Origin of the sequence: Pseudoalteromonas byunsanensis (assembly GCF_001854475.1) — a bacterium.
GTDB classification, from domain to species: domain Bacteria; phylum Pseudomonadota; class Gammaproteobacteria; order Enterobacterales; family Alteromonadaceae; genus Pseudoalteromonas; species Pseudoalteromonas byunsanensis.
In genome coordinates this window covers 89591-113979 of sequence record NZ_MNAN01000009.1, presented here as the reverse complement: position 1 = coordinate 113979, position 24389 = coordinate 89591, and the positions used below count along the sequence as shown (strand labels likewise).

General features: G+C 43.0%; 24 protein-coding genes. 19 read left to right on the top strand and 5 right to left on the bottom strand.

The genetic code is table 11. The annotated features are described in order from the left end of the window. The first annotated feature begins 75 nt into the window (after positions 1 to 75). From hisS to BIW53_RS01270, 5 genes are all read left to right on the top strand, one after another. Positions 76 to 1353, top strand: a complete 1278-nt coding sequence (gene hisS / locus BIW53_RS01290; protein ID WP_070989881.1) for a histidine--tRNA ligase — start codon at positions 76 to 78, stop codon at positions 1351 to 1353. 9 nt (positions 1354 to 1362) lie between these two features. Continuing rightward, positions 1363 to 1983, top strand: a complete 621-nt coding sequence (locus BIW53_RS01285; protein WP_070989879.1) for a YfgM family protein — start codon at positions 1363 to 1365, stop codon at positions 1981 to 1983. 11 nt (positions 1984 to 1994) lie between these two features. Beyond that, positions 1995 to 3173 carry an outer membrane protein assembly factor BamB gene (gene bamB, locus BIW53_RS01280; protein ID WP_070989873.1) on the top strand — a complete coding sequence of 393 codons (1179 nt, stop codon included), beginning with the start codon at positions 1995 to 1997 and terminating at the stop codon, positions 3171 to 3173. Positions 3174 to 3246: 73 nt separating this feature from the next. After that, positions 3247 to 4722: a ribosome biogenesis GTPase Der gene (der, locus tag BIW53_RS01275; protein ID WP_070989871.1), complete on the top strand. Its 1476-nt coding sequence runs from the start codon at positions 3247 to 3249 to the stop codon at positions 4720 to 4722. Between the two features lie 177 nt (positions 4723 to 4899). Continuing rightward, positions 4900 to 5289, top strand: coding sequence for a VOC family protein (locus BIW53_RS01270; RefSeq protein ID WP_070989949.1), 390 nt, complete (start codon positions 4900 to 4902; stop codon positions 5287 to 5289). Here the strand turns inward: BIW53_RS01270 and BIW53_RS01265 are convergent. The 4 genes from BIW53_RS01265 to BIW53_RS01250 form a co-directional block, all read right to left on the bottom strand. Next, the gene (locus BIW53_RS01265) at positions 5266 to 5616 is read right to left on the bottom strand and encodes a DUF2750 domain-containing protein (RefSeq protein WP_070989869.1); all 351 of its coding nucleotides are present in this window, start codon (positions 5614 to 5616) and stop codon (positions 5266 to 5268) included. The two genes, BIW53_RS01270 and BIW53_RS01265, sit on opposite strands and share 24 nt — an antisense overlap. A gap of 26 nt (positions 5617 to 5642) precedes the next feature. Beyond that, a complete protein-coding gene (locus tag BIW53_RS01260; protein WP_070989868.1) occupies positions 5643 to 6221 on the bottom strand; it encodes a glutathione S-transferase family protein in 579 nt (192 codons plus the stop codon). 68 nt (positions 6222 to 6289) lie between these two features. Next, on the bottom strand, positions 6290 to 6571 hold the full coding sequence (locus BIW53_RS01255) for a peptidylprolyl isomerase (protein WP_070989863.1): 282 nt from the start codon (positions 6569 to 6571) through the stop codon (positions 6290 to 6292). A gap of 81 nt (positions 6572 to 6652) precedes the next feature. After that, positions 6653 to 7195, bottom strand: coding sequence for a glutathione peroxidase (locus BIW53_RS01250; protein WP_070989861.1), 543 nt, complete (start codon positions 7193 to 7195; stop codon positions 6653 to 6655). A gap of 71 nt (positions 7196 to 7266) precedes the next feature. On the opposite strand from BIW53_RS01250, the gene BIW53_RS01245 reads away from it, so the two are divergent. The 3 genes from BIW53_RS01245 (at position 7267) to BIW53_RS01235 (ending at position 10998) form a co-directional block, all read left to right on the top strand. Continuing rightward, a complete protein-coding gene (locus tag BIW53_RS01245; protein WP_070989859.1) occupies positions 7267 to 7755 on the top strand; it encodes a GNAT family N-acetyltransferase in 489 nt (162 codons plus the stop codon). Between the two features lie 77 nt (positions 7756 to 7832). Next, positions 7833 to 9779 carry a hybrid sensor histidine kinase/response regulator gene (locus tag BIW53_RS01240; protein ID WP_070989857.1) on the top strand — a complete coding sequence of 649 codons (1947 nt, stop codon included), beginning with the start codon at positions 7833 to 7835 and terminating at the stop codon, positions 9777 to 9779. Positions 9780 to 9858: 79 nt separating this feature from the next. Further along, positions 9859 to 10998, top strand: a complete 1140-nt coding sequence (locus BIW53_RS01235; protein ID WP_070989855.1) for a response regulator — start codon at positions 9859 to 9861, stop codon at positions 10996 to 10998. Between the two features lie 75 nt (positions 10999 to 11073). Here BIW53_RS01235 and queG read toward each other — a convergent pair whose 3' ends face one another. After that, positions 11074 to 12207, bottom strand: coding sequence for a tRNA epoxyqueuosine(34) reductase QueG (gene queG / locus BIW53_RS01230; RefSeq protein ID WP_070989853.1), 1134 nt, complete (start codon positions 12205 to 12207; stop codon positions 11074 to 11076). Between the two features lie 3 nt (positions 12208 to 12210). Here queG and BIW53_RS01225 point away from each other — a divergent pair, with 3 nt between their 5' ends. From BIW53_RS01225 to BIW53_RS01175, 11 genes are all read left to right on the top strand, one after another. Beyond that, complete coding sequence (locus tag BIW53_RS01225) at positions 12211 to 13704, top strand: bifunctional ADP-dependent NAD(P)H-hydrate dehydratase/NAD(P)H-hydrate epimerase (RefSeq protein WP_070989851.1); 1494 nt, start codon at positions 12211 to 12213, stop codon at positions 13702 to 13704. Between the two features lie 2 nt (positions 13705 to 13706). Next, entirely contained in the window at positions 13707 to 14177 is a 471-nt protein-coding gene (gene tsaE / locus BIW53_RS01220) for a tRNA (adenosine(37)-N6)-threonylcarbamoyltransferase complex ATPase subunit type 1 TsaE (protein ID WP_070989850.1), read from the top strand. 40 nt (positions 14178 to 14217) lie between these two features. Continuing rightward, on the top strand, positions 14218 to 15507 hold the full coding sequence (locus tag BIW53_RS01215; protein WP_245699324.1) for an N-acetylmuramoyl-L-alanine amidase: 1290 nt from the start codon (positions 14218 to 14220) through the stop codon (positions 15505 to 15507). A gap of 6 nt (positions 15508 to 15513) precedes the next feature. After that, the gene (gene mutL, locus BIW53_RS01210; RefSeq protein WP_070989846.1) at positions 15514 to 17349 is read left to right on the top strand and encodes a DNA mismatch repair endonuclease MutL; all 1836 of its coding nucleotides are present in this window, start codon (positions 15514 to 15516) and stop codon (positions 17347 to 17349) included. After that, positions 17342 to 18259, top strand: a complete 918-nt coding sequence (gene miaA, locus BIW53_RS01205) for a tRNA (adenosine(37)-N6)-dimethylallyltransferase MiaA (protein WP_084228024.1) — start codon at positions 17342 to 17344, stop codon at positions 18257 to 18259. Before mutL ends, miaA begins: the two co-directional genes overlap by 8 nt. A 79-nt stretch (positions 18260 to 18338) precedes the next feature. Continuing rightward, entirely contained in the window at positions 18339 to 18602 is a 264-nt protein-coding gene (hfq, locus tag BIW53_RS01200; RefSeq protein WP_070989844.1) for an RNA chaperone Hfq, read from the top strand. Between the two features lie 21 nt (positions 18603 to 18623). Then, on the top strand, positions 18624 to 19910 hold the full coding sequence (gene hflX, locus BIW53_RS01195; protein WP_070989843.1) for a ribosome rescue GTPase HflX: 1287 nt from the start codon (positions 18624 to 18626) through the stop codon (positions 19908 to 19910). Between the two features lie 102 nt (positions 19911 to 20012). Then, on the top strand, positions 20013 to 21179 hold the full coding sequence (gene hflK / locus BIW53_RS01190) for an FtsH protease activity modulator HflK (RefSeq protein WP_070989842.1): 1167 nt from the start codon (positions 20013 to 20015) through the stop codon (positions 21177 to 21179). Between the two features lie 5 nt (positions 21180 to 21184). Continuing rightward, on the top strand, positions 21185 to 22063 hold the full coding sequence (gene hflC, locus BIW53_RS01185) for a protease modulator HflC (protein ID WP_070989841.1): 879 nt from the start codon (positions 21185 to 21187) through the stop codon (positions 22061 to 22063). 180 nt (positions 22064 to 22243) lie between these two features. After that, on the top strand, positions 22244 to 23560 hold the full coding sequence (locus tag BIW53_RS01180) for an adenylosuccinate synthase (protein ID WP_070989840.1): 1317 nt from the start codon (positions 22244 to 22246) through the stop codon (positions 23558 to 23560). 177 nt (positions 23561 to 23737) lie between these two features. Beyond that, a complete protein-coding gene (locus tag BIW53_RS01175; RefSeq protein ID WP_070989838.1) occupies positions 23738 to 24349 on the top strand; it encodes a tetratricopeptide repeat protein in 612 nt (203 codons plus the stop codon). Positions 24350 to 24389: the final 40 nt, after the last annotated feature.

Below are 24389 nucleotides of genomic sequence, written 5' to 3'. Positions count from 1 at the left end.
CGATTAATTTTTTACGCAAATACGGTACTTTGCGGCAATCGCTTTGATAAAAAACAGATTTATTTAGGAATTTCAGTGGCAAAACAAATTCAAGCAGTTCGTGGTATGAACGATTGTCTGCCTGGTACAACGCAAATATGGCAGAAGGTCGAAGATACGTTACGTAAAACGGTGGCGTCGTATGGTTATCAGGAGATCCGTTTTCCAATTGTTGAATCTACCGATTTATTTAAGCGCTCTATTGGCGAAGTGACCGACATTGTCGAAAAGGAAATGTATACCTTTGAAGACCGAAGTGGCGATAGCTTGACGCTTCGTCCTGAGGGGACGGCAGTGTGTGTTCGTGCAGGAAACGAAAATGGGTTGCTGTACAACCAAGAACAGCGCCTGTGGTATATGGGTCCGATGTTCCGCCATGAGCGTCCGCAAAAAGGGCGTTATCGTCAGTTTCATCAGTTTGGTGTAGAAACCTTCGGTATTGCCAGTGCGGATATTGATGCTGAAGTGATCCTAATGACAGCACGTTTGTGGAAAGAGTTTGGAATTAGCCAATATGTTCGCTTAGAGCTTAACTCTTTGGGGTCAAATGAAGCACGAGCACAATATCGTGATGCCTTAGTTGCCTTCTTAGAACAGCATGAAGAGCAGCTTGATGAAGATAGTAAGCGCCGAATGCATAGTAATCCTTTGCGTGTACTCGATAGCAAAAACCCAGAAGTACAAGCTCTACTCGCTGATGCACCTAAGCTGTCAGAGCACTTAGATGATGAGTCAAAAGCACATTTTGCAAATTTATGTGAACGTTTAGATGCCGCTGGCGTCGAATACCAGGTCAATGAAAAGCTGGTTCGAGGCTTAGACTATTACAATCGCACGGTTTTTGAGTGGGTAACTGAAAGTCTTGGCGCACAAGGTACCGTTTGTGCAGGTGGTCGTTATGATGGTCTCGTTGAGCAGCTAGGTGGTAAAGCCACCCCAGCAGTAGGTTTTGCCATGGGTCTTGAGCGTCTAGTGCTGATGCTACAAGAGCTTGAATGTGTGGGTCAGATCCGCCGTAGTGCGGATGTATATGTTGCTGCAATGGGTGACAAAGCTAGCATTCAAGCGCCTGTTATCGCTGAGCAGTTGCGCACTGATGTGTCAGGGTTACGTGTCATGGTTCATGCCGGCGGTGGTAATTTCAAGAAACAATTAAAACGCGCAGATAAAAGCGATGCTTTAGTTGCCCTAATTTTGGGTGAAGATGAGCTTGCAGAAGGTAAAGTCACCGTAAAGTATCTGCGAGAACAAAAAGAACAAATTACAGTGTCTTTAGCTGAGGTGAAAACCTTATTGCAAGCACTGACAGTATAAGAGGTTAGAATGGAAATTTACTCAACAGAAGAACAACAGGCAGAAGCCATAAAACGATTTTTCCGTGAAAATGGTGTGTCGTTGACGTTGGGCATAGTGATTGGCCTTGGTGGTTTGTACGGCTGGAAAGCCTATAACCAGAATCAAATCGAAACAGCTGAAGCTGCATCAAATGCTTACAACAAATTTGTTGAAAGTGATGATGTAATAGCGGCTAGTGAGAACTTTGTTAAAGAGAATGCCGATTCTAGTTATGCGGTTTTAGCTGCATTCGTTGCAGCGAAAGAAGCAGCAGATAAAGAGCAACTTGATGTAGCTGCGCAAAAGCTGCAGTGGGCTGCTGATAACGTAGCTAGTCTTGAATTAAAGGCAACTGCATTAACTCGCTTGGCTCGTGTTCAATTAGCACAACAACAGTTTGATGCGGCAATGGCGACCTTAAATCAGCCTATGCCTGAGAGCTTTAAAGCACAAATCGCTGAAATTAAAGGTGATGTACTTTTAGCCAAGGGCGATAAAGAACAGGCCAAAAGCCAGTATCAAGCCGCTTTAGATGCGTCATCTGGTAATGCAAATACTCTGCTGAAAATTAAGTTAGACGACTTAGCAGCCGCTCAGCCAGCTGCATAGGAGTCATCAGCATGAAGAAGCTTAGTATGGCAACCTTGGCGCTATGTATGGCGTCGTTGTTAGGATGTTCATCAAGTGATGATGATGAAGATGAACTGGTATTGCCACAAATAACCAACCAGTTTGAAACGCAGATCGTTTGGCAAGAAAGTGTTGGCAGCGGTGTTGAACATTACTTCTCGCGACTGACGCCTGCCGTGTATCAAGATATGGTATTTGTGGCTGAACGTTACGGGCAGGTTAAAGCTCTTAATGCAAATACAGGTAAAACTTTGTGGGAGACTGACACACGCAAAGAACCTGCATTTTGGCCGTGGGAAGACAACGATAGCGCCAAGTTATCAGGTGGTATTTTGCAGGCTTATGGCAACATTTACATCGGCTCTGAGCATGGTGAAGTGATTGCTATTAATAGAGATTCAGGTGAGATAGTTTGGCGCAAAAATGTACCAGGTGAAGCACTTTCATCTCCGGCCGCAGGTGATGGACTGATATATGTTAATTTGGGTTCTGGTAAGTTACTCGCATTGCACCCTGATACTGGAGAAGAGCGTTGGCGCCATGAACAAGAAGTACCAGCTCTTACACTAAGAGGGTTAAGTTCTCCTACTTCAGCAAATGGCGGTGTGCTGTTTGGCGAGGAAAGTGGCAAGCTTTCAGTGCTAATAGCAGAAAACGGTTACAGTGCATGGAGCGTTGACGTTGCTTTGGCTAAAGGTTCATCAGAGTTTGAGCGTTTGGTGGATGTCGATACTAAACCTGTAGTTAGCGGCGCGTTAGTATATGCAATCGGCTATAATGGTAATTTAGCGGCAGTTGATGTTCGTAACGGTAATGTGGTTTGGAAGCGAGAATATAGTAGTTATCGCGATTTAACCATAGATCTAAATATTATTTATATTGTCGACAGCGATGGAGTGGTCTACGCCCTAGACAAAGAGTCTGGTATTGAGCGCTGGAGCCAGCCGGCACTTAGAGGTTGGTATTTAACAGCCCCAACAGTAGCAGGCGAATACATAGTTTTGGGTGACCAAGAAGGTAATCTTCATTGGCTTGATAAACAATCAGGTCAGTTAGTATCACGTGAATCGTTTGATAGTTCGGGCTTTTTTACTGAGCCAGTAAAAGCTGATGATAAACTGATTTTATACACCCGAGATGGTGAAGTCAGCGCAGTAAAAATTCCGTAACACTTAATATTTAGTTAAGTTTGTTAAGGCTTCGCTTTGCGAAGCCTTTTGTTGTTTATTAAAGAGGTAGTCTATGCTTCCGGTGATCGCTCTTGTTGGGCGACCTAATGTGGGTAAATCCACACTGTTTAACCGCTTAACGCGTACTAGAGATGCTTTAGTGGCTGATTTTCCAGGTCTGACGCGTGATCGCAAATACGGTCAAGCCAATTATGATGGTTACGAATTCATCGTAGTCGATACTGGCGGTATTGATGGTTCTGAAGAAGGTATTGAAACAGAAATGGCCGAGCAATCGCTATTAGCGATTGAAGAAGCTGATATTGTACTCTTTCTGGTTGATGCGCGTGCGGGTATGAATGCCGCTGATCAGGCCATAGCGCAACACTTACGTAAACAGCAAAAAAAGTGCTTTCTGGTTGCTAATAAAACAGATGGCATTGATGCAGACTCAAGCTGTGCGGAGTTTTACCAGTTAGCGTTAGGCGAAGTTTATCAAATCGCTGCGGCTCATGGACGGGGTGTGACTCAATTACTTGAGGTGACTTTACAGCCTGTTATTGCTGAGCTTGCCAGTCAAGAAGATGAGCTACAGCAAGACGATGCTGAATTGGCTGAGTTATATCTTGAGGGTGAAGAAGGTGAAGGCGAAGATGGTAAGTCTGGTTTTGAAGATAAGCCAATTAAGCTTGCTATCATTGGTCGCCCTAATGTAGGTAAGTCAACACTGACTAACCGTATATTGGGTGAAGAAAGAGTAATTGTGTATGATATGCCTGGCACAACACGAGACTCTATTTATATCCCGATGACGCGTAATGAGCGTGAATACGTACTTATTGATACGGCAGGTGTGCGTAAACGTAAGAAAGTCAGTGATGTAGTCGAAAAATTTTCTGTTATCAAAACCCTCAAAGCTATCGAAGATGCTAACGTTGTGTTGTTGGTTGTTGATGCGAGAGAAGGTATTTCAGATCAAGATTTGAGCTTATTAGGGTTTGCTCTTAACTCAGGACGTTCATTGGTAATTGCGGTGAACAAATGGGATGGATTGGATGACTACGTAAAAGAGCGTATTAAGTCTGAACTTGACCGTCGTTTAGGGTTTATTGATTTTGCTCGCTTACACTTTATCTCGGCTCTACATGGCACGGGCGTTGGTCACTTGTTTGAATCGGTAAATGAAGCTTATGAGTCAGCAACCAAGCGTATTAGCACAGCCATGCTGCGTCGTATCATGGATATGGCACAGGCAGATCATCAGCCTCCATTAGTACGTGGTCGCCGTGTAAAACTGAAATATGCTCATGCTGGTGGTTATAATCCACCAAGGATCGTTATTCATGGTAATCAGGTTCACGACTTACCGGATAGCTATAAACGTTATTTGATGAACTACTATCGCAAAGCGCTTAACATTATGGGCACACCTATAAAGATAGAGTTCCGAGAAGGGGATAACCCTTATGCTAGCCGTAGTAATAAAATGACTTTATCTCAAAAGCGCAAGCTCAGAGCATTTACAAAAGAAAGTCGCAATAAGTCATAATCTTTGCACGTAAAAAACGACACTTAATGTGTCGTTTTTTTATGCCTACATAATTTCCATTTACTTAACTTCAAGTTATAGAAGTCTTTGGTTGTATTTTGCTCTGTTTTAATTTTATGCTTAAGTAAAACAAAGCCTGTCTTGAACAAGGCTAATGGTATTACTGGTGGTGTAACCATGCGCTATGCAAAAACGATTATATATGTAGACAATGTAGAAGAAGTCTTAGATTTTTATTATCAAGCTTTTGGCTTGAGTACCCAAGCTTTAACAGAGTCCGGTGATTATGGTGAGATAGACAGTGGTGAGGTTATTTTGGGATTTGCATCTCATCCTTTGGCACAGGCGCAGTTTAAGCAAAGCTACATTCGGTCTCAACCCAAACAACCTGCGTTAGGTTTTGAATTAACTCTATGTTGTAACAATGTAAGTGAAAGTTATGACAGAGCGGTAATTGCTGGCGCAGAGCCGTTAATGCCGCCTAGCGTTAAAGGCGAAGGCGCACAGGCATATGTGCGCGCCATAGAAGGAACACTGATCGCGTTAGTCAACGAGCGCGCGGGCTAGTCCTACCGGCTCTATCTCTACGCAAACATTGTCATCGTTCCAGTTCAAACCAAACAAGGCTTGATCTTCATTCAGATCTTCAACCCATTCGTCCAAAAACTCATCCAGAGCAATGGCAACGGGTGAGTAATCTTGCCATTCATCTTTGCACTGTGCTTGCGCTTTTTGCTCACTGTCCCATATAAGGAGTACATCAGTTTCTTCAAATTGATTTGATTCACACACTACAACGCCACCATCTTCAGCGCCCAGTGCCCAAATTTGATCATTTTTGCGCACTTGCTCAACAAACGTGACTAATTCTGACTCTATTTCAATGTCGTTCATGATTCTTTACCTCTTTGATTTGATCATCATATTCTTGGATCAGAATGTGTAGTTCCCGGTAAACTTTTGTGAACTTCATAGAAGTTCAGCAGTGCGTTGTAGGGTGCCAGCTCGGCTAAAGATCTAAATATGATCCAATCCAGCAAGCAGTATAAACTGATCTTCAAATAGTCGCAGTCTAAAAAATCAGTTTTAACACATTGTTCATTTAAATCGGTTAATACTGCCGTAATACGCTCTCGTTGCAAATTAAAAAATAAAACATCGCTTTGAATATCAAAGCCTGAGCGTGAACACAGCAGAAGCTCGACCAAGGAGTCATTACACGCATTAATATTGACTAACTGATTCTCTTGCCAATAGGTCATTTTAGCTAAGTTAAATTTCTCTGTAAGGTAGCGGTGTACCGCGCCAGAATCACAAACTGTGTGTTCACCATCCACAAGAAAGGGGATTTTTCTTGCTGGGTTATTGGCTACTAACACAGCTTTGCCTGCTTCGCTGAAAATATCTAAATGTTGGTAATCAACGTTTAAGTTGTGAAGTGCACAGAACATCCGAATACGGCGGGCATAAGGAGAGGTATCAGAACCGTACAATTGCATAGTATTTCCTTATCTAACAAGGTATAAAAAAAGCCGCATAGAGCGGCCTCACAAATCTAGTTAATAACTTACTCGGAGCGGCTGGTAACTTCAAGCAAATGAAAGCCAAACTGTGTTTGCACAGGACCTTGTACTTCATTAATTGGTGCCGAAAAAACGACCTTATCAAACTCTGGTACCATCATCCCAGGGCCAAACTCTCCTAGTGCTCCACCATCTTGCCCAGACGGACAGCTAGAGTACTGCTTTGCCAACTCGGCAAAGTCCTCACCGGCTGCGATACGGGCCTTCAAATCTAAACACTCAGCCTCACTCTCAACTAAAATGTGTCTTGCACTTGCAACTGTCATACGCTCTCCATAATTTGCTTATGATTATTTTTTGCTCAAACTTTATTCTAATACAAGAACATCAAAAACTCACGATTTCTACTACAGCGCATTCTCAATCGCGTTGGTCAACTCTTTTGACAAAGGTTTAGTACGACTGTTAAAGCGAGTGACTTGTTTTCTATCAGCAGACACCAAGTACTTGTAAAAATTCCAGTTAGGAGAACTAGTCTGTTCGTTCAGGTACTTGAAAACAGGGTTGGCGTCGCTTCCTCGTACAGCTGATGTGGCAAACATATTGAAAGTCACGCCGTAATTTATAAAACAGACCTTAGCGGTGTCTTTTTCATCATCCTCCTCTTGAAAGAAGTCATCCGATGGGAAACCAAGTACCACTAGGCCTTTGTCTTGATAGGTCTTATGTAGTTCCTCTAGACCTGCAAATTGATCTGTGAATCCACAGTTGCTGGCGGTATTGACGATTAATAAAGGCTTGTTTTTAAACTGGCAGAGGTTAATCGTTTGCTCTGAACGCAGTTTTCTAAATTCAACGTTAGTGAAGTCGTCACATTCACTGGCGAATGATTGCGTATTGGTAATGAGGGCACCCAATACTAGGGTGCGAAACAATAATTTTCTGAACACTGGCTTTCCCTCTGTGATGAATATCTTCTATGATACGCCAACCTTTTAAGATTTGATCAAGTTTTTCTGAAATGACAATAAGAGTAGCACAGCGCGGTGATTTACAGCATATCGTTGACATTTATAATGAAACCATCGCCGGTCGAATGGTAACTGCAGATACCGAGCCAACTAGCGTTGAACAACGTTTGTCGTGGTTTGACGGTCATCATCCACGCCGCCCTTTATTTGTATATGAGTCTGAGGGGGAAATACTAGCATGGTTAAGCTTTAAGTCTTTCTATGGTCGCCCAGCTTACGATCAAACTTGCGAAATTAGTATTTATATTGCCACTCGAGCTAGAGGGAAAGGGCTTGGACACACTCTTATGGTATTTGCACAAGAACATGCGCCTAATATTGGTGTAACAACGTTGCTAGGGTTTATCTTTAGCCATAACACCCCGAGCATTAATTTATTTAAAAAGCATGGTTATAGCTGTTGGGGAGAGCTGCCAGCAGTAGCCCTAATGGATGAAGAGTATTACAACCTTACGATAATGGGGAAGCACTTGTACTAACCTTTGGTCTTTAATATTCAAGCGCTCAAAAATTCGTCTACACTAGAAACACATTAAGGAAAAATCAATGTGACAATATGACGAATAAGGTTTTGATCATCGATAGTAACAGCGTGTTGGCAATGCGTATTAAAGTGTTGTTTGAGCTGTTAGGGGGGGAGGTTGAGCATATTCACTATAGAATGCTTGAACAATTAGATGATCTAACCAAATATAATGCTGTGGCGATCGCCAACGGTATTCCAGACTCTGTTCTGAACAAACTCGCTCAACTGCGTAATCACGATAAACTAATTTTACTGGCTCCTAAGCCTGATAATGTGCAGCAACTGGCGAGTTTCAGTAAATTTAATAAAGCTCTGCCCAATGGTATTGTGGTATATCCATTTTTTTCTAATAAAGAAATAACCAATTTGCTCGAAAGGGTATTTGAAATTGGCGCAGATAACCGCTTAGTTTTACCAACGGTACTCTTGGTTGATCATTCAACACCTCGTTTAGCTGATTTAGCGTCAAGCTTATCCGGGGCACAACTGCAGGTCTTTACGGCGGAGTCGAGTTTCGCAGGGTTAGCGCATGCACAGAAGCAGAGTATTGATTTGCTCATTGCCGCTTTTGAACCGCATGATAAAAGTGCTTTGGAACTGTTTGCTCAGCTCAAGTCAATCAGTGCTGGCACACGTTGTTTGCTGTATACAGAAAAAGCCGATCAGATAGATATGCTTGAGGCTATTCGAGAAGGCGTTGAGGATGTACTCATTAGCCCGTTTGATGACGGTGATTTACTAAAAGCTTTACATAAACTTTGGCAAACAGAGGTGTTAAAGCGCCACAACCAAGAGCTAGTTGAGCGACTGCAAGATACGGTAGATGCTCTAATTGAGCGAGACAGTTTACTGCGTGTGATTTATAAACACACACCTGACTCAATTATGCTGTTTACACGTAATGGTAATATTATCGAAGGTAATGATGCGTGTGTTGAGCTATTTCAATGTTCACAAGAGCAAATACGAACTAGGTCTATATTTGAGATTTTCGATGAAGAATCTGTCTCGAGTTTGAAGCAGCACATTCAGGAGCTCAGAGGAAAGCGGAGCTTTGATTGTGAGCTAATGCTTACTCACGAAAACAAAGAGATTCCTTTGATGGGGACTTTCCATGAAATTGACCATCATGGAGAGTTGGCCTTTTCGGTGATTTTAAAGAATGTTGCACACTTGAAAAAAAGACAGCAAGTGTTGGAAGAAGCGAAAGAAGTACTTGAGGCTGAAGTTCAGGCTCGTACCGCGCAGTTACAAAAAGCTAAAGAAACAGCGGAAGCTGCGAATCTGAGCAAGTCTGAATTTTTGGCCAACATGTCGCACGAGTTGCGCACCCCCATGCACTCCATTTTGAGCTTTGCTCGCTTTGGTATCGATAAGCTCGCAGCTGATCAAGTGCCGGTTGATAAGTTGGCCAAGTATTTATCTAGGATAGAAACCAGTGGTGAGCGACTGCTGCTTTTGCTTAATAATCTGTTGGATTTATCAAAACTGGACGCCGGGAGGTTTCCTTTTAACCCCTGTGTTCTAGACCTATGTGCCATAGTTAAAACGGGGATTGACGATGTGTCTGGCAGTGCTATGGCCAAGCAAATTCATTTTAAATTATCCGCACCTAATCAAGCGCTATTAGTCTACTGTGATCCTGATTTGATGAATCAGGTTATACGTAATCTATTGGGTAATGCGGTTAAATTTAGCCCTGAAAAAGCGAGTGTATTTATTAGTGTAAAAGCATTGGATGATTTAGTGAAAATTGAAGTACGAGATCAGGGAGTTGGCATTCCAAAAGATGAGTTAGATAAAATTTTCTCTAAGTTTGTACAAAGCAGCACCACGAATAGCGGGGCTGGTGGTACAGGCTTGGGGTTGGCGATTTGTAAGGAATTTGTGTTACTACACAAAGGCCGAATTTACGCCACAAATAACGATGACGCAGGTGCGACGATGCATATAGAGTTACCAGTTGATAAACAGTAAGACATCTATTTTACATTCGCATAACTTGCTAAGCAGGGCTATAACTATATAGGTTTACGATAATACAAGGAGTTTAAGTATGGCATTACAACGTGTACTCGCCGTAGATGATGAGCCATTCAACCTCGAGATCATCGAAGAAATTCTAGAAGACTTAGATTTTGAACTGCGCACTGCTTGCGGTGGCCCAGAATGCTTAGATATGCTTGAGGAGTTTGAGCCTCAGGTGATCTTGCTGGATGTCAGTATGCCCAATATGAATGGCTATGAGGTCTGCCGTACGATCAAATCCAATCCAGAAACGAGTCATATCGTTGTAATGTTTGTATCGGCCAGAGGTTCTGTTGAGGAACGTATGGAAGGGTACGCGGTAGGTGCCGAAGATTACATTGTGAAGCCTTTTGGACAAGGTGAATTGACAGCGAAACTGATTAAGTTAGGTCAAATGCTGCTTGAGAAGGATATTTTAGAGCAACAGGTTGAAGACGCAACATCAACTGCTTTTAGCGCCATGGCCACAAGTAGTGAAATGGGGCAAATTGTTAATTATATCGAGCATATAGGTAGTATTGATAATATACCAGCCTTGGCGGGAGCGCTGATAAATTGTATGGCGAATTTTGGGCTCAGCTGTAATATTGAGATCCGTACCGATAAACAGACAATGCATTTTGCTTCTTCTGGTATTTGTTCACCTATTGTATTGGAGTTGTTCGAAATTCTGAAGTCAAAGGGGCGTTTGCATGAGTTTACCAGCCGAATTTTGGTTAATTATGATTCTATAAGTGCACTAGTATTAAACATGCCTGAGGGAGATGCGGATAAACATGGCCGCATTCGAGACCATATTTGCTTTATTGTGAGTGTTACAGAGCAACAGCTTTTGGCAATACAAACTCGCAATGAATTGCGAGAACAGCAGCAAAATCTCAATGGTGCTATTGCCATGATCAACAGCAAGTTCAAAGGGTTGATTTCGTTGCTGGACAATAATCGAAAACAAAATGAAGCGGTGTTTAGGAGCTTACAGGAGCAGTTCGAAAACCGAATTCCGACTATGGGATTGGACGAAGACCAAGAGTGGTTTATTTATAATCATGTTGATGAAGCTATTCAAAAATCAGTGGCAAGGCAAGAGGCTGTCTTGCAAGTCAAAGCAGCATTTGCGGAAATTGAGTCTGATTTAGCAGCTTTAAGCAACAAAGTTGATGAAAAGTAACTCATTCTATCTAAAAGCAAATATGAGCCTGTGAGGACGTATTGTCATTTTTGGTTTATGACTAAGCGTCCCTGACTAAGCGTCCCTAGGCATGCCTTTCTCAATAATACGTATCAAACGAGCTTGCTTGCGTTCTGCTTGTTGTTGTTTATTATTTTGCTGCTCTAATGCCCAAAGAATGTGCTCCTTAACCAAATCTGATGCGCCTTCAAGGCGTTTTTCTAAGGCGTCAATGATACATTCATCATAGTCTGCATTACCTAAGCCAACGGCGAGGTTACGTAGCCACCGTTGATGACCAATTCGGCGAATTGGACTCCCTTCAGTTGCCTTTAAAAAGGTCTCTTCATTCCAAGAAAACAACTCAAGTAACGTTCGATCTTTCAATTGAGGTCTGGCCATAAAGTCTTGCTCTTTGGTCAGCTGACCATATCTGTTCCATGGGCAGACAAGTTGACAATCATCACAACCATAAACTCTATTACCTATGAGTGAGCGATATTGCACAGGGATCGCTCCTTGTAATTCAATCGTTAAATAGGAAATACATTTTCGTGCGTCAACAACATAAGGCTCTACAATGGCACCTGTTGGGCATAAAGTGATACAAGCATTGCACTTACCACACCCTTCAAATTCATCTTTTTGATCAATCGGCAAAGGAATATCAACAAACAATTCGCCGAGGAAAAACCATGAACCGGCTTGCTTTTGGAGCAGTAAACTATTTTTTCCTCGCCAGCCCAACCCCGCTTTTTCTGCAAGTTGCCTCTCTAATATTGGCGCGGAGTCAACGAAAGGTCGATACCCTAACTGCTCGACTTCTACAGAAATTTTTTGTCCGAGTTGTTTGAGCCTGTTTCTCATAACCTTATGGTAGTCGCGTCCAAGTGCATAACGACTGATATAGGCCGTCTCCTTATTGGCCAGAGCTTTAGCGAAGCTGGCGTCAGGTGGTAGATAGTGCATTCTTACGGATATGACACGTTGCGTGCCAGGAACTAACTCATTTGGACGAGCCCTTTTCATACCGTGCGCTGCCATATATTCCATCTCACCATGGTAGCCATGATCGAGCCAGCGCTGCAGTTGCGACTCATGAGCAGACAAGTCTATATCCGTGATGCCTACATCGGCAAAACCGAGTTCTTTGCCCCATTGCTTAATTTTTTCGGCCAGTTCAATATAATTAATACTATCAGTCGTCACGGAATGTTTATCTTGGAAGCTAAATACTCTACTAATTTACCACAAGTTGCTTATAGCGCCCAACAGGTCAAGCAATATGAAGGTGAAGCTGCACTCATGTCTGGCACGAACCTATCGCAATTGATGCTCTGTGCGGGTCAAGCCTTGTTTTCATTGTTTGATCACGAATTGGTGACAGCTCAGCGGGTGCTGCTGCTTGCGGGTAAAGGTAACAATGCAGGAGATGCTTATGTACTTGCTAAGCTGTTACATCAAGCTGGCCGCGAGGTTTGTATTTATGCTGTGTGTTCCCCCGAGCAACTTTTAGGCGATGCGCGTCAAGCCTATTTAGCGGCTAGTCAATGTGGGGTCAATGTTGTAGCAGAACAACCAGAGTTGGCACATTTTTGCGTGATAGTTGATGGTGTATTTGGAACAGGATTCAAAGGACAGCTTTCACCGCAGCTAATCACTTTATTTAACGACTGTAAAAATACTCATGCAAAGCGCGTTAGCATTGATATACCTAGTGGTGTCAATGGAACCTCGTCAGTGGTCTCTAAGGGCGCTTTTGTTGCTGATATAACGATGACCTTTATAGCATTAAAACAGGGTATGTTAACAGGACCTGCAAAAGCGGCATGTGGTCAGTTACTTTATGCTTCGTTAGATGTAGCTGAGGCGTTTAACCAGATAGTACACCCGAGTGTTACCTTCCTTGCTTCGAGTGCTTTGTTTAATCAGCTAGAGCGAAGGGCGGTTGATAGCTATAAAAACAGTTGTGGTCATGTATTAGTCATCGGTGGCAATAAAGGTATGGCGGGAGCGGTAAGATTAGCTGCCGAGGCAGCGTTGCGCAGTGGTGCTGGGTTAGTGAGTGTTGCAACACACCCTGATAATGTGACAAGCGTAATTCAAGGGCGATACGAGCTCATGGTACATGGCATCAACAAAGCAGATGAATTAGCAGCACTTATAAAAAAGGCTGATGTTGTGGTGATAGGTCCGGGCCTTAGTCAGAATGATTGGGCGCAAGTCATGTTTGAGCAGAGTTTTTCTTTTAAGGGCCCCATAGTGGTCGATGCGGATGCATTAAACTTACTGGCAAAATCGGATAAGCGCTATAGCCATTGTGTTTTGACGCCACACCATGGGGAGGCAAAGCGTTTATTGGCAAAAAACCAAGACATTGACCCACACTCTCGCTTTGAATTAGCATCTTGGTTGGTATCAAACTACAACGCAACAGTGGTATTAAAAGGACCAGGTTCATTGGTCGCAGATAAAAAGTGCGTAAATATTAACCGTTCAGGAAGCTCGGCTATGGCAAGCGCTGGGATGGGAGATGTTTTGTCTGGTATAATCGGCGCTTTGATAGGGCAAGGCATGGAGCCATTTGCGGCAAGCACTCTAGCTGTGTATATTCATGGTTTAGCAGCACAAATCGCCGCAAAAGAGGGTGAACGAGGATTACTAGCCAGCGACCTATTTGTGCATATTCGACGTTTATTGGGGTAACCATGAGTAATACTTTTAGTCAGCATTTGGCCGATGAGGCCCAAACGGTGGCTATGGGCGCACGCCTGTGTAAATATATAAAAGACGGTGCAGTATTGTTTTTACACGGTGATTTAGGGGCTGGAAAAACAACTTTGTCACGCGGTATAGTGCAAGGAATGGGGCATAAGGGTAAAGTGAAAAGCCCAACTTATACCTTAGTTGAACCCTATGAACTCAATGATGTCTCAATATATCATTTTGATTTATATCGTTTAGGTGATCCCGAAGAGCTGGAATACATGGGTATTAGAGACTATTTTAGTCCTAAGGCGATTTGTATTGTGGAGTGGCCAGACAAGGGACGCGGGTTTATACCTAATCCAGACTTGAATGTGGAGATGGCATACGATGGGCAGCACAGAAATATCACTGTGTCAGCAACAAGTGAACGCGGGCAACAAATCATAGAACAATTAGGGCAAGATGCGTAGTATAGGATTTCTGATAAATAGCTTTTTTAGCATCATAGTCATGATGTTAAGTTTTGTAGTAGAAGCAAAAAATGACATTCAAGGGGTGCGGGTTTGGCCTTCGCCAGATAGCACCCGCGTTGTATTTGATTTATCAGATAAGCCAGATTACAGCTATTTTATGCTGAAAAACCCTCTGCGGTTAGTTGTTGACTTTGATAATACTGGCAAAGCTGATGAGCTGCCACACATCCCTGACGAACACCGAATCATAACAAAGATCCGCTACAGTAAAGCAAAAGACTCAAAAAGCACTCGCGTGGTATTTGATTTATCAGGCAGCGCCAAGCCTGTGGTGTTCGCTCTTGCGCCCACACCACCAAAAAAGCACCGATTGGTGGTTGACCTATATGCGCAACAAACTAGTTTATATAGCAACGAGAAGCCTCAGTCTAAAAAGCGTGAAAGAGTCTCAGATCGAGATATTATAATTGCTGTGGACGCCGGACACGGTGGTGAAGACCCAGGTTCCATAGGCCCATCCGGTACGTATGAAAAAAACGTGACCTTGCCAATAGCAAGGCGTTTGGCTCGTTTAATAGATAAACAACCAGGCATGAAAGCGCGTTTGACCAGAACGGGAGACTACTTTCTAAAAGTAAATACTCGCTCAGTCAAAGCGCGCGAGAAACGCGCGGATTTCTTTGTTTCAATTCATGCGGACGCATTTTTTACGCCAGGCCCAAATGGCGCTTCTGTATGGGTGCTGTCATTACGCCGTGCAAACTCTGAAATAGGTAAATGGCTGGAAGATAAAGAGAAACATTCTCAGCTATTGGGTGGTGCTGCGGAGCTTATTAAAGATACAGAAAACGAAAAGTATTTGGCAAAAGCATTGTTGGATATGTCGATGGACCACTCAATGCGAACCGCGGTGCAGGTTGCTGATGAAGTGGTTGGCGAACTAAAAAAAGTTACTAAATTACATAAAAAGAAACCTCAGTCAGCTAATTTAGGAGTGTTGAAATCGCCAGATATTCCTTCTATTTTGGTGGAAACTGGGTTCATCTCGAATCCCAAAGAAGAACGTTTGTTGAAATCGAGTAACCATCAAGAAAAATTGGCAAGGGCTATTTTTAAATCTATTAAGAGTTACTATAAACGTAATCCTCCGGATGATTCTCTGTTCGCACGCCTAAAAGAGCCGGATCAGCATGTGGTTAAAAGTGGTGAGTCATTAAGCTTACTTGCCAGTCGTTATGGCGTGTCCGTTGCGGCATTAAAGCGAGCTAACCAGCTGACAAAAGACATTTTATATGTTGGTCAGGTACTGACAATTCCTAAGGCTTAATTCAATATGACGATAGAGATTTTACCAGCGAGGCTCGCTAACCAAATCGCTGCTGGTGAGGTAGTTGAACGCCCAGCTTCGGTGGTCAAAGAGCTGGTGGAGAACAGCATAGATGCTGGTGCAACCAGAATTCATATCGATATTGAACGAGGCGGTCACAAACTTATTCGCATTCGCGACAATGGTAAAGGCATCGTTAAAGATGAATTGACTTTGGCGCTCTCTCGCCATGCAACCAGCAAGCTTAAAAGCTTGGATGACTTAGAGTGTATATTATCTCTTGGGTTTCGAGGAGAAGCTTTGGCATCTATCAGCTCAGTGTCTCGTTTGACCCTCAGTTCAAAACCTGCAGAACAAGAAACCGCTTGGCAAGCCTTTGCCGAGGGACGGGATATGGCGGTACAAGTTCAGCCGACAGCTCATCCTGATGGCACAACCATTGAAGTGAAAGATTTGTTCTTTAACACCCCGGCGCGGCGCAAATTTCTGCGCACTGAAAAAACGGAGTTCAGCCATATTGATGAACTTGTTAAGCGTATTGCTTTAAGCCGTTTTGACGTTGCTATTACTTTGACACACAATCAAAAAGTGGTACGTCAATATCGTGCTCGGAGCAAGGACGAAGGTGTAAAGCGCGTAGCACAGGTGGTAGGAAAAGACTTTGAGCAGCAAGCAACATATATCGAGTCGGGGTCTGACGGATTGATGCTTCATGCCTGGGTGTTACCTGTGGGGGCTAATAACAGCGCTCAATACACTTATGTGAATGGCCGTATGATGCGGGACAAGCTGATTTTACATGCCATTCGTCAAGCATTTGAAGAAGTGGTCGGGGAGCAAGAAGTTCCAGGTTTTGTGGTGTATTTAGAAATCGACCCACGACAGGTGGATGTGAATGTACACCCAGCAAAGCATGAAGTACGTTTTCATCAAGCTCGTTTGGTTCATGACTTTATTGTTCAGGCTATAAAGCAAGCTGTAACGCCACAAATCAGCGAGTTGGCAGCCACAGCTATGGATTTGCAAGTGTCTGATGTAGACCATCAGGCCTATCGAAGTACTTTACAACCTCAGTTTGACTCTGGTGTCAGCCGAGCAACAAATACAGATTATGAGCGTCGTACCTCAAGTGTTAATTCTTCTGCAGGGGGAGGAGGCGCTAGTCAAAATAAAGGTATGGGGCGTTCAGAGCCCAGCTCTCGACACTATAATGTAAATCAGCTTTATCAAGGCTTGACTCATCAACAAGCGAGCGAGTTTGATGCTCAGCCCAGCTTAATAGAGTCGCCAGAAAATTTGGCAAGATATGTTTCCTTGCTTGCTTTAGAAGATGGTGTTGTTTTAATTGGTCAGCAAAATAAATTGCTGGTATCGCATTTTAAATATGCACTTCATAGTTACTGGTCGGAACTATTGGAACAAGACGCAAGCTTGTCGAGTAAGGCGTTGTTATTGCCAGTGAGAGTAAATCTTGAAAAACAGGAAATTGCAACGTTGGCAGAATATGAGTCTTGGTTGACCTTACTAGGCTTTGATGTGCAATTGTTTGATCGGTATATCATGGTTAAAAAGCTTCCTGTGTGCCTGTACAGCATTGATGTGGGCACATTTATTTCTGAAGTTATAAAAGCCTGCGAGAAGAGGTTGGATAGTGTAGAGGGCTGGTTAACTTGGTTAGTTGTGCATACCCCTAGTCGCTATTTCTCGTCTGAGCAATTTGTTAAAGTTCAGCAATATATTGAAAAAAATCAAAAATGTTTGGCGCGCATTCAGGAAAAAGCAGTTAAAATAGATCAAAAGATGTTTTTAGCGTTATTACCACAAGAGTTTAAGAGTGAATAAGTTACCTGTTATAACCCTGATGGGGCCTACAGCCGCAGGAAAAACGGCCCTGGCGATTGAGTTATGTCAGCATTTAGACACTGAAGTGGTAAGTGTTGACTCTGCCTTAGTATATAAGGGCATGGATATAGGCACTGCAAAGCCAGATGAAGATGAACTCGCTTTGGCACCGCATCATTTAATTGACATTATAGACCCTCTTGAAAGCTACTCGGTTGCTGATTTTCGCCGCGATGCTTGCCATCACATAGATGCTTTGCATCAGAAGGGCAAAGTTCCTATCCTTGTGGGTGGCACTATGATGTATTTTAAGGGGTTGATAGAAGGGCTATCACCGCTGCCAGAAGCTGATTCAGGCATACGCGCACAATTGGAAGTTGAAGCAAAAGAATTGGGATGGCCTGAACTGCATAATCAGCTCACTAAAATTGACCCAGAAGCAGCTTTAAAAATAAGTGAAAACGACTCTCAACGCATCAACCGAGCGTTGGAAGTGTTCCGTATTACGGGCAAAAACATGACGGAATTGCAAAAACAAAAACAGTCACCTTTGCCTTATCAGTTTCATCAGTTTGCGATTGCTCCGACAGATCGAAAGGTGCTTCACCAACGTATTGAAAAAAGATTCCAAATTATGTTGGAACAGGGGTTTAAAAATGAAGTTTTGGCCTTATATCGTCGAGGAGACTTACACCCTGATCTTCCCTCGATACGTTGTGTCGGTTATCGACAGATGTGGGAGCATTTAGCTGGAGACTGTGATTACGACCAAATGGTTTTCAAAGGTATTGCAGCAACCAGACAATTAGCAAAGCGGCAACTTACTTGGTTAAGAGGTTGGCCGGATGTGACTTGGTTAGAGACCGATGAGCAACAAAACTTGCAACGTGTATTAACTTCGCTAAGCTAATAGTAGCTGTTAAATCAAGCTACTGAAGATTTAATCGACGGCGAAACTAATAATAACACCTAGAACGAAGGAAAAGAAAATGGCAAAAGGCCAATCGTTACAAGACCCGTTTTTGAATGTCTTACGTCGTGAGCGCATTCCTGTTTCAATTTTTTTAGTCAACGGCATTAAATTACAAGGTAAGATTCAATCATTTGACCAGTTCGTGATTTTATTAGAAAACACGGTAAACCAAATGGTTTATAAACATGCTATCTCCACGGTTGTGCCAGCTCGAGCGGTAAACTTCCAAAGTGCCCAGGGCAGCGAAGGTGGCGACCAAACTGATGATGGTAATTATTAATTTTTAGTAGGAGCATAATGCTTGTTTGACCGTTACGAAGCCGGCGAACAGGCAGTCTTGGTTCATATCGACTTTCCCAATGAAGGCGATCGTGAAGATCTGCGCGAGCTGGAAATGTTGGTTTCTTCTGCAGGTGTTAGTAGTTTGGCGATTGTGCAAGGCAGTCGTCAAGCACCACATGCCAAACTATTCGTCGGTACGGGTAAAGCAGAAGAGATTGCTGAGATTGTCAAAATCCACAATGCAGATGTCGTTATATTCAACCATCAACTTAGTCCTTCTCAAGAAAGAAACTTAGAGCGTGTTTGTCAGTGTCGGGTTTTAGATAGAACCACCCTGATACTTGATATTTTCGCGCAGCGAGCACGTACGCACGAAGGTAAGTTACAGGTTGAATTAGCTCAACTTAGGCATATTTCTACTCGATTGATCCGTGGCTGGACTCACCTTGAAAGACAAAAAGGTGGTATCGGTTTACGGGGGCCAGGTGAGACTCAGCTTGAGACAGATAGACGTTTATTACGAGAGCGTATCAAGAGTATCCGTAAGCGCTTGGATAAAGTAGCCACGGTTCGTGAGCAAGGGCGTCGAGCACGTAGTCGTAATGAGGTACCAACAGTGTCCTTGGTTGGCTATACCAATGCTGGTAAATCTACGCTATTTAATCTTATAACTAATTCAGATGTTTATGCTGCTGACCAACTATTTGCAACGTTAGACCCAACGCTAAGAAAACTTCAAATAGAAGATATTGGGCCTGTTATTCTGGCAGATACTGTTGGTTTTATCCGTCATTTGCCACATGATTTAGTAGCGGCATTTAAAGCAACCTTAACAGAAACACGCGAAGCTGATTTACAAATTCATGTGATTGATGTTGCCGATAGTCGTCGAAAAGAAAATATTGAAGAGGTTCAGTCTGTTTTAAAAGAAATCGAAGCGGATGACATTCCACAATTGTTGGTTTATAACAAGATTGACTTACTTGAAGAGGTGCGCCCAAGAATCGATCGTAATGACGAAGGGCAGCCTATTCGAGTTTGGCTATCAGCCCACTCTGGCGTTGGAACTGAGTTACTACTGCAAGCGATATCAGAGTTGCTTGCAAAGAAAATCTTTAATCATACCCTTTGCATTCCGCCAGCTTTTGGTCGTTTACGAGGCGCGTTATTTAATTTAAATGCGGTGCAGCAGGAAAATTATGACGAGCGAGGCTACTGGTTGATCAAGGTACGTTTGCCTGAAGTTGATTGGGAACGTCTTAAAAAAGAACAGGGTATGGACATTGAAAAATTTATTGAAACATAATTTTTACATAAAAAGTGTAGTTTTGTTCGCTTTTGGGTATGAGAATCGTCGCATATTTGGTAGATTTACCCTAATTGACTTTAATAACAATGGAGTATAGCTATGGCCTGGAATGAACCGGGTAATAATGGCAATGATAACGATCCGTGGAAAAACCGCGGAGGACGGGATCAAGGCCCACCTGATCTAGACGAAGTATTCCGTAAATTCAGCAACAAGTTTGGTGGTTTATTCGGTGGCAAGTCCGGCGGTGGAGGGAGTGGTGGCATCGGTGGTGCTGGCATGATTTTCATTTTAGTGATCGCTGCTACCGTTTGGGCACTCAGCGGTATTTATACCGTAAAAGAAGCTGAGCGCGGTATTGTATTGCAGTTTGGTCAGTTTGACCGTATTGCAGAGCCAGGCTTGCGTTGGAAAATGACTTTTATTGAACAAGTGATCCCAATTGATATTGAAGCGGTTCGCTCATTGTCGGCATCAGGCTTTATGCTAACTGAAGATGAAAATGTGGTGAGTGTTGAGTTTGAAGTTCAATATCGAGTGATGGACCCAAGGCTCTATAAATTTAGTGTGACCGATGCAGATCACAGCTTACAGCAGTCTCTAGACAGCGCTTTACGCTATGTTGTGGGTCACTCAAGAATGGACCAGGTACTCACGACAGGTCGTGAGCTGGTGCGCCAAAGAACTTGGGATGAACTTAATAAAATTATCGAGCCATATAACCTAGGTATTTTGGTTACCGATGTGAACTTTAAAGACTCTCGTCCACCTGCGGAAGTAAAAGATGCATTTGATGATGCTATTGCTGCGCAAGAAGATGAAGAACGCTTTATTCGTGAAGCAGAAGCGTATGCTCGTGAAATTGAGCCAAGAGCACGTGGTCAAGTTACGCGAATGACGCAAGAAGCAGAAGCGTATCGCGAGCGTGTTACCTTAGAAGCTCGAGGTGAAGTAGAACGTTTCGAAAAACTACTACCTGAATATCAGGCGGCGAAAGAAGTCACTAGACAGCGTTTATACATAGATGCAATGGAAGAAGTGTTGACTAACAGCATGAAAGTATTGGTGGATGTCAAAGGTGGTAATAACATGATGTATTTACCGCTGGATAAAATTATGGGACAAACAGGGGCTGGTAGCCAGATTACCTTACCTAGTAAGAACGATATCAATGAACTTAGAAAAACATTAGGCCAATCTCGCAATAGCACTGTGGGTGGTGGTAATGATCGTTTTTCACAAGACAGATTCAATAACGGGAGATAAACGCAATGAAGAATTTTAGTATTGTGATTTTACTCGCTGCGGTATTGATGTCTTTTTCATCGGTATTTGTGGTCACAGAAGGTCAGCGCGCGATTGTTTTACTGTTCAGTAAAGTACAAAAGGACAGTGAAGATAACGCGGTAGTGTACGCACCTGGTTTGCACTTTAAAGTTCCGTTTTTTAGCCAAGTGCGCAAACTTGATGCGCGTATACAGACTTTAGATGGTGCACCTGACCGCTTTGTAACGAGTGAAAAGAAAGACTTGATTGTAGATTCATTCGTAAAGTGGCGTGTTAATGACTTCAGTTCGTTTTATCTGCGCGCTCGAGGTGATAAGCAATATGCAGAGACGCTACTGAAGCAAAAAGTAAACAACGGCCTGAGAACTAACTTCGGTTCGCGTACTATACGAGAAATTGTATCAGGGGAACGTAGTGAGTTGATGGAAGAAGCGTTGGTTCAGGCCTCTGAAAGTGCTAAAGAGTTAGGTATTGAGGTACTGGACGTGCGTGTGAAGCAGATCAACCTGCCAAATGAAGTTAGTAGTTCTATCTACCAACGTATGCGTGCTGAGCGTACAGCTGTGGCTAAAGAGCACCGTTCAGAAGGTCAGGAGAAGGCTGAAACCATTCGCGCTGAAGTTGATAGAAGAGTGACTGTTATGTTGGCTGATGCGGAGCGTAATGCCCGAGCTGTACGAGGTGAAGGTGATGCAACAGCGGCTAAGGTATACGCTGATGTGTATAACAAAGATCCTGAATTTTACAGTTTTGTTCGTTCGTTAGAAGCTTACAAACGTACTTTCCAAAACAAAGGTGATGTCATGGTACTATCACCAGACAGTGAATTCTTTGATTACATGAAAGGCGCAAAAGGTAAATAATTACTAATTGCAGCGACTGAACTTAAAAAAAGCCCTGATATTGAACAGGGCTTTTTTTGTTTTAATTCAGTTGTTTTCAATACTATTTTCGCGAATGCGGAAAAAACACTCAAAACGGGGTGATCTCCACCATGCTTTTCTGGTAAAATCTGCGCCTAATTTTTTCTAAGTGATTTTGCAATGGGTAAAAACGTCGTTGTATTAGGCACCCAATGGGGTGACGAAGGTAAGGGTAAGGTTGTAGACTTACTAACAGATAAAGCTTCTCTAGTTGTGCGTTATCAAGGTGGTCATAATGCAGGCCATACTTTGGTGATCGATGGTGAGAAAACCGTATTACATTTAATTCCATCTGGTGTTTTGCGTGATAACGTAAAATGTGTGATTGGTAATGGTGTGGTAGTGGCACCAGATGCGCTAATGAAAGAGATTGGTATGCTAGAAGAACGTGGTGTACCAGTTCGTGAGCGTTTACTGATCAGCGAGGCGTGTCCATTAATCTTGCCTTACCATGTTGCACTGGATCAGGCTCGTGAATTAGCGCGTGGCGAGAAGGCAATTGGTACAACGGGTCGTGGTATTGGTCCTGCTTACGAAGATAAGGTTGCACGTCGTGGCCTTCGCATAGGTGACTTGTTTAACCCTGAGCAGTTTGCTGCCAAGCTTAAAGAAGTACTTGAGTATCACAACTTCACACTAGTTAACTACTACAAAGTTGAAGCGGTAGATTTCCAGAAGACATTTGATGATGCAATGGCTGTTGCAGAGATCTTGAAATCTATGGTTGTTGATGTAACTGAGTTGTTAGATCAGACTCGTATCGCTGGTAAAAATATCTTATTTGAAGGTGCACAAGGTACACTTCTAGATATCGACCACGGTACTTATCCGTATGTAACATCATCTAACACCACGGCTGGTGGTGTAGCAACAGGTGCGGGTTTCGGTCCGCTAAACCTTGATTATGTACTTGGTATTGTTAAAGCTTACACCACGCGTGTTGGTTCAGGTCCTTTCCCTACTGAGTTATACGATGGCCAGGAAAAACAAGATCCAGTAGGTAAGCACTTAGGTGAAAAAGGCCATGAATTTGGCGCGACGACTGGTCGTTTACGTCGTACAGGCTGGTTTGATGCGGTGGCAATGCGCCGTGCAGTACAAATAAACAGTATCTCAGGTTTCTGTTTAACAAAGCTAGATGTACTTGATGGTATAGAGACTATTAAGATCTGTACGGGCTATCAGTTAGAAGACGGTACAGTAACTAACGTTACTCCGCTTGCTGCAGAGGGTTACGAGAAAGTAACACCTGTTTATGAAGAGATGCCTGGTTGGAGCGAAAATACGTTTGGCGCAACTACCATTGAGCAACTTCCTCAAGCTGCGGTTAACTACATCAAGCGTTTAGAAGAAATTACTGGTGTTCCTATTGATATTATTTCGACAGGTCCAGATCGCGTTGAGACTATGATTGTTCGCAACCCATTCGGCGCATAATTTATAGTTAAGTTGAAAAAAGCTGCATAGTGCAGCTTTTTTTGTGCCTATAATAAATGAGTTCCGTTGTGGTTAGCTGCGAGCATGTTATTTTGGTGATTGTTAATGTGCCAATATACGAAGAACTGGTACGGACTTTGTATAATTTTAATGCGAGTCAAAAAAATCAGGTAACTTATGATCAAGAAGTTGTGTTGTATTGCTTTATTAATGAGCGTGACGGCAGTGGCGCAGGAACCACTTACCGCTGTACCTTTGTATACTGAAGCAGAGTTAATAGAGCTAATAAAGAAAAACCAGCACTTACAGAGAGTTAAGGCTGATGATTGCCAGCTTGTTCAAGACATTGAGGCGCGAGCCGAGACAATGCAGCTGCCTTCATATCAATTTCTATATGGCGATATGCTAGCTTATGCAGTATGTGTCGATAGAAATGTTGAGCTTGGGTTATATTTTATGCGCAAAGCTGCAGAGCAAGGCTTATCATCGGCATTGGAGCAGTTAGGGCGTTATTACGATGTAGGTCAGTTGGTACAGGCTGATAAAGCGATGGCTGTCATTTATTTACGAGAGGCTGCATCACAAGGGAATCTCGCTGCACAGCTGCGCTTGGTTAATCTATTTAATAGTGGGCACGGTAGTCCAAGAGATTACGAAGATGCTTATCGTTGGCTATTTCATTCTGCAGTCGCAGACAAGGAGCTACACCAGAAAATACAAAATGCACTCGCACGCTTGGCTGAAAAAATGCCAGAAAGTGTTGTGCGTCGTGCAAGGTTACCCATGTAAAACAGTCATCACCAATCTTTACTAGCACAGGTGATGACAC